General features: G+C 38.3%; 8 protein-coding genes. All 8 read left to right on the forward strand.

Going from position 1 to position 13,669, the window contains the following annotated elements; all coding sequences use genetic code 11:
- Nucleotides 1-223 precede the first annotated feature (223 nt).
- The 8 genes from CLV62_RS17770 to CLV62_RS17805 all read left to right on the forward strand — a co-directional run bounded on the left by CLV62_RS17770 (nucleotide 224) and on the right by CLV62_RS17805 (nucleotide 13,383).
- On the forward strand, nucleotides 224-4,456 hold the full coding sequence (locus CLV62_RS17770) for a two-component regulator propeller domain-containing protein (RefSeq protein WP_110312123.1): 4,233 nt from the start codon (nucleotides 224-226) through the stop codon (nucleotides 4,454-4,456).
- A gap of 176 nt (nucleotides 4,457-4,632) precedes the next feature.
- Nucleotides 4,633-5,325, forward strand: a complete 693-nt coding sequence (locus CLV62_RS17775) for an NUDIX hydrolase (RefSeq protein ID WP_110312124.1) — start codon at nucleotides 4,633-4,635, stop codon at nucleotides 5,323-5,325.
- Nucleotides 5,326-5,510: 185 nt separating this feature from the next.
- Nucleotides 5,511-6,194, forward strand: a complete 684-nt coding sequence (locus CLV62_RS17780; protein WP_110312125.1) for an L-ribulose-5-phosphate 4-epimerase — start codon at nucleotides 5,511-5,513, stop codon at nucleotides 6,192-6,194.
- A gap of 55 nt (nucleotides 6,195-6,249) precedes the next feature.
- A complete protein-coding gene (gene araA, locus CLV62_RS17785; protein WP_110312126.1) occupies nucleotides 6,250-7,752 on the forward strand; it encodes an L-arabinose isomerase in 1,503 nt (500 codons plus the stop codon).
- A gap of 71 nt (nucleotides 7,753-7,823) precedes the next feature.
- Complete coding sequence (locus CLV62_RS17790) at nucleotides 7,824-9,491, forward strand: ribulokinase (protein WP_110312127.1); 1,668 nt, start codon at nucleotides 7,824-7,826, stop codon at nucleotides 9,489-9,491.
- A 137-nt stretch (nucleotides 9,492-9,628) separates the two neighbouring features.
- The gene (locus CLV62_RS17795) at nucleotides 9,629-11,374 is read left to right on the forward strand and encodes a sodium:solute symporter (RefSeq protein WP_110312128.1); all 1,746 of its coding nucleotides are present in this window, start codon (nucleotides 9,629-9,631) and stop codon (nucleotides 11,372-11,374) included.
- A 168-nt stretch (nucleotides 11,375-11,542) separates the two neighbouring features.
- Nucleotides 11,543-12,697: an aldose epimerase family protein gene (locus CLV62_RS17800; RefSeq protein ID WP_110312129.1), complete on the forward strand. Its 1,155-nt coding sequence runs from the start codon at nucleotides 11,543-11,545 to the stop codon at nucleotides 12,695-12,697.
- 161 nt (nucleotides 12,698-12,858) lie between these two features.
- Complete coding sequence (locus CLV62_RS17805; protein ID WP_245904117.1) at nucleotides 12,859-13,383, forward strand: sugar O-acetyltransferase; 525 nt, start codon at nucleotides 12,859-12,861, stop codon at nucleotides 13,381-13,383.
- Nucleotides 13,384-13,669: the final 286 nt, after the last annotated feature.

Raw genomic sequence — 13,669 nt, forward strand, 5'->3', positions numbered from 1 at the left:
AGTACTTATTAGCACACTCTTATAAATAAGAAATGTTTACTTCCGGTAGAAGCATTATTATATTGAGGTTAAGTTATTACAAAAAAAGTAATTTATTAGGGAACCGAGGTGGACATTTAGACTTTAAAGGTGGACATTTTCATCTTTAAGTGTAAAAAATACATTCTTTTTCATTACCTTTTCGCCGAATACTTAATTTTAAGTCCTCATAAGATCTATTACCATGAAATATGCGATTACCATTGTAACCTGCTTTATTTTCAATTTGCTGAATTTAAGTACGCATAGTGCCGAAAATACTATTGCATCCGGATATATATTCAATTCGATAACGATTGAGCAGGGCTTGCCTGTTAACTTTATTGATGACATGTATAAAGACAGTAAAGGTTTCCTTTGGATATCGACGCAAGGAGGAGGATTGTCACGTTATGACGGCTACGAATTTGTCCGCTTTAATGTAGACAGCTACCCTGTCGCCCTGAAAAGTAACTTTATACGAAAATCATGCGAGGACAATTTCAACAGGCTCTGGGTTGCCTCCGATTGCGGTATTGATCTCATCGACCTTAAAACCATGCAGGCAAGTAATGTTTCATATAAAGGAAATTCAGTACATCATTTATTTGAAGAACCGATAGCTTCCGTATTTAAGGACAGTACCGGTAATATCTGGATTTTAAGTGATGATAAAATATATAAGATCGTTTTTAATCATAGCGGCTTTATTGATCATCTATACACCCTAACGAATGATTCCAATAGTCAAGACTTTTCTTTTACCGCTTTAAGCGAAATTAATAATGAAATATGGGCCGCACATAAAGGAATTATCTACAAACTGGCTGTCAGCAACGCCGGGCAATTGGAATTACGGCCTATATCAGATATTCTAAATTTCGGAGCAGACCGCAATATATCGGTAATACTGAAAAAAGAAGAAGTGATCTGGATCGGTTCGGATATCGGATTGTATAAATTCAATTTAAATAATAAAGAGCTGAAATTATACAGTCACAGCGAATCGAATCCATTTTCCCTTTCTCAAAATATGGTAACGGATCTTGCTGTAACCGATGAAGGTGTATTGGCTGTCGGTACATTGAGAGGTTTAAACTTCTATCACCCTTCAACAGATCAGTTTGAGTGGATTTCCCATAGTAAAGATGCCACTTCTCTAAATAGCGATTTTATTAATTGCATAACATCAGACGGTAATAATCTTTGGGTAGGTACGGAAGCCGGAGGAATCAATAAAATGACTTTACGCCGCTTGGCAATCAGCAACTACAGCCATAATAAAAGAGATAAAAGCAGTATATCTGCAAATCCGGTGAATGCTATTTATGAAGACCACAAGGGCGACTTATGGGTTGGCACAGTAGAAGGAGGGCTTAACCGGAAGCCGAGGAATGAGAACTTTTTTATTCATTATACATACGAAGAGGGGTTGTTAAACCACAACTCGGTAAGTGCACTTACTGAAGATAGAAACGGTAATCTTTGGATAGGAACATGGGGAGGGGGACTAAATATTCTGAATCTCAACAAGCTGCCCAATGCCAACTTCAAACATTTTATTCCACGAGTGAATAATAACAATCAGGTCTACATATCGGCTCTTGTTTATGACTCTATCAATAATGGAGTTTGGATAGGTTCGTCTACTGATATCGCTTTTTTTGATATACAATCCAACCAAATAGTAGATCCCTTCTCTTCTCAATTGTCAAAAAACAAAAGAAATGTTCTCGGAACACTCATCGATGATAAATCGAACCTATGGATAGGAACATCAGACGGCATAATCTTAATAGATCTCAAAACGTTTAATTCCACAAATCCGAAATGCTCTTCCAAATATCTGGAACTAAAAGAAGAAAGTTTAAATAAACTATTCTTAAAAAATATAACATGTATTTATCAAAGCCGTGATAAAACTGTCTGGATAGGCAGCAAAGGTTACGGCTTCTGTTCTCTTAAATACAAAGAAGGAAAATATGTATGTGAAGTATATACAACAGCGAATGGATTATCCAATAATATGGCATTGGGTGTTCTCGAAGATGAATTGGGTCTGATATGGATCAGTACAGGATACGGATTGTCATGTTATAACCCTCAAAACAACCGCATCGTAAACTATACTAAAAGTGACGGCTTGATCGAACATCAGTTTTATTGGAATGCCAGCTATAAATCTCCTACAAACAAAAATCTTTATTTCGGAAATATAAGTGGATTATCCGAATTAAAAAACGGGTCGCAATACTTAGAGTCTAAACAAAAAAAGGTCATATTTACGAAACTGCAAATATTAAATAAATCGATATGGTCTGGTAATGGCAACTATATTGACCAAGACATCTCGTATGCTAACAAACTCCATTTACATGAACAGGATAAATCTTTTTCAATCGAATTCTCGGCACTGGATTATGACAATCCTACTACAGTATCTTACTCTTATCGATTGGCAGGCTTCGACGATAAATGGATTGATGTACCTGCCGACCGTCGTTTTGCGAGTTATACCAATTTACAACCCGGGACTTATACTTTTCAGGTAAGATGTATGTCGAGGGCCTCGGCATTAGCAGGCGACATTACTGAGCTTGAAATAGAGGTTCGTCCCTTTTTCTATAAAACCGGATGGTTCATCGGATTGGTTCTTTTCCTCCTTGTATTCCTGTTTATTCAATTCTACAGATGGCGAATCAATATGCTGAAAAAACAAAAAGAGGTGCTTCATAAAAAGGTAGTAGAAAGAACTCAAAAGCTGGAAGATCAAGCGATAGAACTAAAATCACAGAATAATATATTAGTTGAGCAAAACGAAAAAATTTCGGAACAAAGGCTGCAATTGATAAAAATGTCGAATAAGGTACAGGAAGCATTAGATGATAAAATGAATTTCTTTACCAATATAACCCATGAGTTCCGCACCCCTATCACCTTGATTACAGGGCCTATAGAACGGGCATTAAAATTGAGCTCCAACCCTCAGGTTATAGAACAATTACAATTTGTTGAGCATAATTCGAAACATCTGCTGTCATTGGTCAATCAGTTGATGGATGTCCAAAAGATAGAGTCGGAACAGCTAAGTATTAAACTTGTCAGCGATAATTTTTTAAACTTCTTAAACGAGATACTTATTCCTTTCGAAGTATTTGCCAATGAACGGGGTATTCGTCTAGAGAAAATATACAGATTAAACTCTCCACGCATACTATTTGATGAAGAGGCAATGCATAAAGTTGTCACCAACTTACTTAGTAATGCCATCAAATTTACTCCTGACAACGGTATTATAAAACTGTATGTTGCCTCACTGAAAAAAGCAGGAACAAATCAATTATATATATGTGTGAACGATAGTGGTATCGGATTGAAAGAAGATGATCTTCTAAGGATTTTCGATCGGTTTTACCAGTCGAAAGAACATATAAAATACCCCATTGCCGGACAAAGTGGAACAGGAATAGGTCTTTATCTCTGCCAAAGTATAGTCAGTTTATTGAAAGGAACTATATATGCGAAGAACAATCATAAAAAAGGTGCTTCTTTCAGGGTATTATTACCTATTGAACAAGTAGAAACGGTTGACGAAACAGAAAACAATTACAATTATCCGACAGTAAAAGAAACAGAAAAAATCGAATTAGAAACAACCAATAACCCATGCAATAAACTAACTATTCTGGTTGTAGAAGATAATGCTGATATGCGGGAATATATCCGATCTATCTTATCCGATTATTATAAAGTATTGGAAGCGGAAAACGGAATGGAAGCTCTAAACACATTAAAAAAGCAGTCCGTACATTTTATCATAAGTGATCTGATGATGCCTGTGATGGATGGTCTCGAATTATCGGAAAAGGTAAAAGCCGACTTGACAATATCTCATATCCCGTTTTTAATGCTGACAGCTAAAACCTCGAAAGAAACACAGATAAGCAGTTATAAACTTGGTGTGGATGAATATCTGCTAAAACCCTTTGACGAAGATATATTATTGACCCGCATTGGCAATATACTTGAAACAAAGAAAACATATCAACGAAAGTTCAGTGTGTTCATGAATATTGAAGAGCTGAATATTGCAGAGGAATCTAATGATGAGAAGTTTCTCAACAAAGCAATTGAGATAATAAAAGCAAACTATAAAAATCCATATTATGAAGTAACTGATTTTATAGAGTCGATGGGAGTAAGCAAAAGTTTAATGAATAAAAAGATACAAACTATTACGGGGCAATCAGCCGGACAATTTATCCGCAATTATCGACTGAACCTTGCACGGGAATTAATTTTGAAAAACTATATCAATAAAAACAAAAGTATTGCAGACATTGCCTATGAAGTGGGATTTAATGATCCTAAATATTTTACACGTTGCTTCACCAAACACTTCGGAATGCCTCCAAGTAATCTATTTAAAGACGGTTGACTTCAAATCTGCCTAAGGCTGGGAGTTATTTATCCCCCCTTTGGAGAGATTAAGAGGGATTCTACTTGCCAAAGAAAGGAAAAGAAAAGACCTATGGTTTTAATTGTTATTTTTACACTCAATAAATTTCAATATATTTGCATTCTTTAATTCAATGCATAATTTAGACACTAAATATGACTCCACTATTTTATAAAGAACAAGAAAAGTTTTACGTTTCTGTTGATTGCCTTATTCTCGGATTTAAAAATGATAAATTATATCTATTGATATCGAAACGTAAATTTGAACCATTAAAAGGACAAGACTCTCTGATGGGCGGATTCGTTCGGGCGGAAGAAAGTCTCTCGGAGACTGTTTCGAGAGTTGTATTTGAATACACAGGCATTCAGGATGTTTTCATGGAACAAGTAGGTGCATATGGCGAAATTGGGCGCGATACGGGAGAACGTGTTGTCTCCTTAGCCTATTATGCTTTGATAGATATACAATATTTTGATGAACAACTATGCAAAGTTCATGATGCACGCTGGCAGGAACTCGACAAGGTAGGAGATCTCATATTTGACCACAACCAGATATTGAACGATACTATCGAAATTCTCAGAAACAAAGCTGCAACTAAACCTCTTGGATTTAATCTTCTGCCTGAAAAATTCACATTACCTCAATTGCAAAGTTTATATGAAGCAATTTATCAGACTCCTTTAGATAAAAGAAATTTCAGAAAGAAGATTCTGGAAATGGATATTCTCGAAAAACAAGAGGATAAAGATAAATCAAGCTCAAAAAGAGGTGCCTTTTATTATAAGTTTAATAAAGAAAAGTACGATCTTCTACTACAAAAGGGATACTTTTTTTCTCTCTGAAAAAAAATAAGTTATGATAAGATAATGTCTTATAGCTGATTACTACTAGTAGTATCTGCTGTAAGACATTTTTTATTGCGAATATGTTTTATAACACATAGAAAATAAGTGTTACTAATTACACTTATTCGTAATATTGCAAGTGTAGTTAAAACACTTATTTTGCATTTTAACCTTGTAACAGCATGTTAGAAACATTAAAGAAGAAAGTTTTCGAGGCTAACCTTAATCTAGTAAAGCACGGATTGGTAATATTTACCTGGGGAAATGTCAGTGCAATAGACCGAGACTCTCAATTGGTAGTAATAAAACCATCAGGCGTATCATACGATACAATGACAGCAGAAGATATGGTTGTTGTTGATTTGGATGGAAATATTGTAGAAGGAAAATTAAAACCATCTTCCGATACAGCTACACACCTTGTTCTGTACAAAGCATTTCCTGCAATCGGAGGAGTAGTTCATACCCACTCTACATATGCTACGGCTTGGGCACAGGCAGGTTGTGACATTCCAAATATAGGAACTACTCATGCCGACTATTTCAAAGATGAAATACCCTGTACCCGACAAATGACAGCCGATGAAATAGAGGGCAAATATGAATTGGAAACAGGCAATGTAATCGTAGAACGGTTCAAAGATTTGAATGCAGAATACACACCGGGAGTCTTAGTAAATAATCACGGACCATTTTCATGGGGTAAAGATGCAGATAGTGCAGTACATAATGCGGTTGTACTGGAACAGGTAGCCAAAATGGCATCTATATCATTCGCTGTAAATCCCAAATTGACGATGAATGATGATCTTATCAAAAAACATTTTTTCAGAAAACACGGACCCGATGCTTATTACGGTCAGTAAGTTTTCTCTTGTAATTCGCAACTACTATAAATATTAATCAAGAAATTTATATATCATGGAATTTAAAGATTTAGAAGTTTGGTTTGTAACCGGAGCACAATTATTGTATGGTGGAGATGCTGTTGTAGCAGTTAATGCACACTCTACCGAAATGGTAAAAGGTTTGAACGAATCGGGTAGACTACCTGTAAAAGTCGTTTATAAAGGTACTGCCAATTCGTCGGCAGAAATTTCAGCAATCATGCGTGAAGCCAATGGCAACACAAAATGCGTCGGTATGATTACCTGGATGCACACATTCTCTCCTGCTAAAATGTGGATACATGGCTTAATGGACTATAAAAAACCATTACTTCACTTTCATACTCAATTCAACAAAGAAATTCCATGGGATGAGATTGATATGGATTTCATGAACCTGAACCAATCGGCTCACGGAGATCGTGAATTCGGTCATATTACCAGCCGTCTACGCAAACCCCGCAAAGTAGTGGTCGGTTACTGGAAAGATGAAGATACTCAAACCAAAATCGCTTCGTGGATGCGTGTTTGTGCCGGTTGGGCAGACTCTCAAGATATGCTTATCATCCGTTTTGGCGACAACATGAATAACGTTGCTGTAACTGACGGAGATAAAGTAGAAGCCGAAATACGTTTAGGCTATCACGTTGACAATGCTCCTATTGCAACATTAGTACCCTATGTACAAGCTGTAACCGATGCTGAAATTGATGCTCTGGTTAGTGAATATGAAAAGAAATATGATTTTGCTGCTGACTGTAAAAAAGGAGCAGACAAACATCAATTTGTACGCGACGCAGCAGCTCAGGAAATAGGGCTTCGCCGCTTCCTTCAGGATAAAGGAGCTAAAGCGTTTACTACCAGCTTCAACGAACTGGAAGGTATGAAACAATTGATGGGATTTGCATCTCAACGCTTGATGAGCGAAGGTTACGGATTCGGAGCCGAAGGCGACTGGAAATCAGCAGCACTTGTTCGTACCATGTGGGTAATGGGACAAGGCTTACCCGGCGGACAATCATTCCTCGAAGATTACACATTGAATTTCGACGGGGAAAACAGTACTATCCTCCAATCACATATGTTGGAAATCAATCCCGATATTACAGGTACAAAACCTCGTATCGAAGTTCATTTTCTAGGAATAGGCGATGCAGGCATATGTGCCCGTCTCGTATTCCAGGCACATAAAGGCGAAGGTGTTGCCGCCACAATAGTAGATATGGGTAACCGTTTCCGCATGATAGTCAATGAAGTTGAATTAAAAGAAACCAAAGCACTCCCCAAACTTCCGGTTGCCTGTGCATTATGGAAACCGATGCCAAACTTCGAAATAGGTGCAGGAGCATGGATTCTGGCAGGAGGAACTCACCATTCGAGCTTCTCGTTCTCGGTTACAACCGAAATGCTGGAAGACTATGCGGAAATTGCAGATATCGAAATGCTAATCATCGACAAGGATACTACTATCCGTCAATTCCGTCAGGATTTACGTAATAATGAAGTTTATTATATGCTTAACAAAGCATTAAGATAATAAAGTAGGATAAAGTATCAGAGGAAACATTCTTCTGGTACTTTTTTCGTTTTTAACTTAAACATATACTCATGAAATATACAATTGGACTGGATTACGGATCAGACTCCTGCAGAGCTGTTATCATAGATGCCGAAACAGGCAAAGAAATAGCTTCGTCCGTAAAATACTACAAGCGTTGGGCAGCAGGCAAATACTGTGACCCTCACAAAAATCAATACAGGCAACATCCCCTCGATTATATCGAAAGCCTCGAAGAATCAGTAAAAGAAGCTTTAAGCAAATCACCCAAAGGTACAGCCGAAAATGTTGTAGGAATCTCATTCGATACAACAGGCTCGACTCCTGCACTTATCGATAAGGACGGACAGGTTTTGTCTTTAAGACCTGAGTTTGCCGAAAATCCGAATGCGATGTTCGTTCTTTGGAAAGATCATACAGCAATAAAGGAAGCGGCAAAAATCAATGAAGTTGCCAAAAGATGGCCTATAGATTATACTGCTTACGAAGGTGGTATATATTCGAGTGAATGGGTTTGGGCAAAAATGGCACATGTACTTAAGGTTGATGAGACAATCCGTGATACAGCTTATTGCTGGATCGAGCATTGCGATTGGATGTCGGCTTTGATTACAAATACAACAAAACCATCTGATATTATAAGAAGCCGTTGTGCGGCAGGGCATAAAGCAATGTGGCTGAAAGAATGGGACGGATTACCAACCGATGACTTTCTGACCGAAGTGGAGCCTCTGCTTAAAGGCTATAGAGACAGACTATTTAAGGATACATATACAAGCGATGTTAAAGTAGGTAATCTTACTCAGGAATGGGCAGACAGACTGGGTCTTACCACAACTGTAGCTGTCGGAGTCGGTGCATTCGATTGTCATATGGGAGCTGTAGGTGCCGAAATAGGTCCTAAAACCTTTGTTCGTGTAATCGGTACATCTACTTGCGATATAATGATCGTACCCTACGAAGATATGCACGGAAAACTTATTCCCGGAATTTGCGGCCAGGTTGACGGTTCGGTAGTTCCCGGAATGATCGGTTTGGAAGCAGGACAATCGGGCTTCGGTGATATTTATGCGTGGTTTAAATCGGTTTTAGCTTGGCCAATAGACAATCTGATTAAAGAATCGTCTTTGATCGATCAGGCTACAAAAGATAAACTAATTGCAGAGGCTTTAGATAAAATGATTCCTGCATTATCGAAAGAAGCAGCAAAAATACCTGTATCCGAAAGTGGAGTTCTTGCTATTGACTGGATGAACGGACGCAGAACTCCCGATGCTAATCAATTGGTAAAAGGTACAATCACAGGCTTAAATCTGGCAAGTGATGCCCCGATCATTTTTAAAGCATTGGTAGAAGCAACAGCATTCGGATCGAAAGCCATTGTTGATCGTTTCCTTGAAAACGGCATCGAAATAGAAAGTGTAATAGGAATCGGAGGTATTTCTTTGAAATCGCCCCTTGTTATGCAAACCTTAGCGGATGTATTGGGTATGCCTATAAAAGTTGCTAAGTCGGAGCAAGCTTGTGCTTTTGGCGCAGCTATGTTTGCGGCAGTTGCAGCGGGTGTACATCCTACAATAAAGGAAGCACAAGCTGCCATGGGACAAGGATTCGCTTTTGAATATCAGCCGAACATGGATAATCACCGTATTTATATGTCGGTATACGAAAAATACCAAAAGCTTGGTAAATTTACAGAAACAGAGTTATTCTCTTAAGCTTATCAGAGCTTTTTATTGCTATAGTGTAGGGGTGAACCTATGTGTTCACCTATAGAGGACAAACACATAGGTCTACCCCTACAAATAAAAATACAATAATAAATATTTTACATCACTTAAATGATCTTATACATATGAATTGGAATTCACATGAATTTATCTGGCTCGACTGGGTGATTATCTTTGTCGGGATATTAGCCGTATCATGGGCCGTTTGGCGTTCGGTACAAAAAGATAAACGTTTACAAAAAGGAGCCAATAGCGAAGACTACCTATTCGGTAAAGGCGAGCCATGGTATATCATTGGTGCCGCTATCTTTGCTGCAAACATCGGATCGGAGCACCTTGTAGGGCTTGCCGGAACAGGTGCAAAAGCAGGGGTGGGTATGGCACACTGGGAAATGCAAGGTTGGATGATACTCCTCTTAGGTTGGCTCTTTGTGCCTTTTTATCAACTGATGAACAATAAGATGGGGAAAATCATCACAATGCCCGACTTCCTCAAAAATCGTTATACGCCCGCTACCGGTTCGTGGCTGTCTATTATCACTCTTATAGCATACGTGCTGACCAAAGTGAGCGTAACTGCGTTTACCGGCGGTATTTTTATGGAGAGTCTTCTTGGCTTACCTTTCTGGTACGGGGCAATCGGCTTGATAGTCTTAACGGGTATATTTACTGTTTTCGGAGGGATGAAAGGTGTGATGACACTTTCGGCAATTCAAACGCCTATACTTATCATCGGTTCATTTCTGGTGCTTTTCCTAGGATTGTCCGCACTCGGATACGGAAGTATTGCTGACGGCTGGACTGCAATGATTGACTATTCTAAAACGCTGAACGTAGGAGCAGACGGAGTTGCACACGGCACAAACCACATGTTCCATTTCAATACGGGTGATCCGCTGTATGACGACTATCCCGGTTTTTGGGTATTTATAGGAGCATCAATTATCGGCTTTTGGTATTGGTGTACCGACCAACATATCGTTCAGCGTGTCCTTGGGCAACGCAAAGGAGAAGCTAACGACGTAGTGATGAAACGTGCACGCAGGGGTACTATCGCTGCCGGCTATTTTAAATTGTTGCCTGTATTTATGTTCTTGTTACCGGGTATGGTAGCTGCTGCATTGGCGGCTCGCCCCGACAGTGGCTTCACATTGGAAGACCCTGATACAGCCTTCGGCTCAATGGTTAAGTTTGTACTGCCTGCCGGCGTGAAAGGTATTGTTACCATCGGCTTTATATCTGCATTGGTTGCTTCTCTGGCAGCATTCTTTAACTCGTGCGCTACATTGTTTACAGAAGATTTTTATAAGCCGAAGTTCAAAGAGAAGAGCGAAGCCACTTACGTTCTGGTAGGTCGCATTGCAACAGTTGTTGTAGTGATACTTGGTATTGTATGGATACCTATCATGATGAGTCTGGGAAGCCTTTATGACTATCTGCAAGGTATTCAATCGCTGCTTGCTCCTGCCATGGTAGCAGTATTCGCACTTGGTATATTTTCCAAAAGAATTACACCCAAATCCGGAGAAGTAGGTATGATAGTCGGTTTCGTTATCGGTATGTTACGCTTGCTAACCAACATCTTTACAAATACAGGTAAAGACCTAATGACAGGTTGGTACTGGGAATGTACAACTTGGTTTTGGCAAACCAACTGGCTTATTTTTGAAGTATGGTTGCTTGTCTTCATCATATTGCTGATGGTAGTAGTGTCGTTTTTCACTCCAAAACCAACTGCTAAACAAATAGACGCTATCACTTTCACTGACGACTACAAGAAGCTCATCGGAAAGAGTTGGGACAAGTGGGATGTTATTGCATCACTTGGGGTTGTCGCTCTTTGCGGATTATTCTATTGGTATTTCTGGTAAGCAGATATATTCATAAAAGACAATATATATTTATTTAGTTATTTTGTATTTCCTGATTATTCTCACTGTTATTTATAAGCAATTAAACGACAGTGAGAATTTTCTATCTTTAAAGTCTCATACTTTTTTTACTTTAGTATTCAATAAACCACCATTATTTATACATATATGAAAAAGATATTTTATTTAGGAATAGCACTTTGCTTATTTTCTTGTGGAAATAAGCAAGCTAAACCGGAACAAACTGCAGAATCAGGAATTACATTGATGGCTGATTCGGCATTTACAAAAACAGTAGACGGTAAGGAAATTAAACTTTACACCTTAGAATCAGGAAATGGCATAACCATGCAGGTTTCTAATTTCGGAGGAAGAGTTATCTCTCTTTGGACTCCCGACAAAGATGGCAAATACGAAGATATTGTTTTTGGACATGATAATATTGATAAGTATTTGGATTATGAAGGAGAACGCTGTCTTGGTCCTGTTGTAGGACGATATGCTAATCGTATAGCCAAAGGACAATTTACTCTCGATGGTAAAAAACACCAATTGCCTTTAAATAATAATGGACAAACCCTTCATGGAGGCCCTAACGGTTTCGACATGAAAGTATGGAATGTGGATAACATAAGCAAAAATCAAATACAGTTGTCTTATACTTCTCCCGATGGTGAAGAAGGATTTCCCGGAACAGTGAACGTAAAAATGATATACACACTTACTCCCGAAAATGAATTCAAGATTACTTACAGTGCTACAACTGATAAACCTACACACGTAAACCTATCGCATCATTCATTCTTCAATCTTAAGGGTGCAGGTAATGGAACCATCACCGATCATCTGTTAACGATAAATGCAAGCGGTATAACTCCAGTGGATACGGTTTTGATTCCAACAGGAAAAATTACTTCGGTTGAAGGAACACCTTTCGATTTCAGAACAGCTACAGCTATCGGAGCTAGAATAAATGCTGACGATGAACAACTCAAGAATGGTTTAGGTTATGATCATAACTGGGTAGTAGATCGTAAAACAGAAAAAGACGTAGAGTTTATAGCAAGTCTGTATGAACCTACAAATGGCAGGGTAATGGAAGTATGGTCGGATCAACCCGGAATACAGTTTTATAGTGGCAACTTTCTGGATGGAAAAGTAACAGGTAAATACGGCAAAGCTCATAACTACAGAGAAGCTGTGGCTTTAGAGACTCAAAAGTACCCTGATACACCTAATCAACCTCAATTCCCATCGACGCGATTAAATCCGGGAGAAGAATACACCCAAACTTGTATCTATAAATTTTCGACAAAGAAATAAAAGGTGTAAGACCTTTCTATTGCCAAAGCAATAGAAAGTTTATTGATAATTATAATTTTTCAAAGTGACATTAAATACTTTCGTTTACTTTAAATATAAGAATGAAAACCGAAAAAGAGAAAATGTTTGCCGGAGAACCTTATTGGGCACATAGCTAAGAGATGACAGCTATACGTTCCGAAGTGAAAAAATTACTCCACAAACTAAATGTAACCGAATATCATACCGATAAGTTCCATGACGTAATGCGAGAACTGTTTCCTAATTCGGCAAAGAATTTTTATACTGAACCTCCTTTCTATTGCGATTATGGGGATCATATCTATGCAGGAGATAAAGTCTTTATCAATTTTGGAGCAGTTATTCTGGATGGTGCGAAGGTTACTATTGGCGATGGTACGCTTATAGCTCCCGGTGTACATATTTATACAGCTCAACATCCTCTGGATGCCAATGAGCGTGATGTATGGGAAGACTGTAAACCTGTAACAATCGGCAAACGCTGCTGGATTGGCGGACATTCGACTATTTGCCCCGGTGTAACTATTGGCGACAGATGCGTTACAGGAGCAGGTTCGGTAGTTACAAAAGATATTCCCTCGGATTCTCTGGCTGTAGGTAATCCTGCCCGAGTCATTCGGAAACTCAATAAGGACGAAGATTTATCTAAAATAAAAATTCCCTGATTTCATTTACACAATGGAGAGAAGATGAATATTTAAGGTAAATTCTTTATAAATTTAACGCTCATAAGCCTGCAATGTATAGCAGACTTTATGAGCGTTTATATATTATATGAGGTTTATCCGAAAAAAGGGAATAATGGCTGAAGTGTGTAAAACTTATTTTTTCAATAAAATAGTATTTTCAATAAATAATGCGAATCAGTATTTAAAAAATTAGATAAATAAATGCGATTGCAATTTTACCCATCGTATGTACTAGTAGTCCGGATGTTGATCTGACTTTCTG

The sequence above is a fragment of the Indolivaga alginatilytica genome, assembly GCF_003201355.1.
Lineage (GTDB): Bacteria > Bacteroidota > Bacteroidia > Bacteroidales > Dysgonomonadaceae > Dysgonomonas_A > Dysgonomonas_A alginatilytica.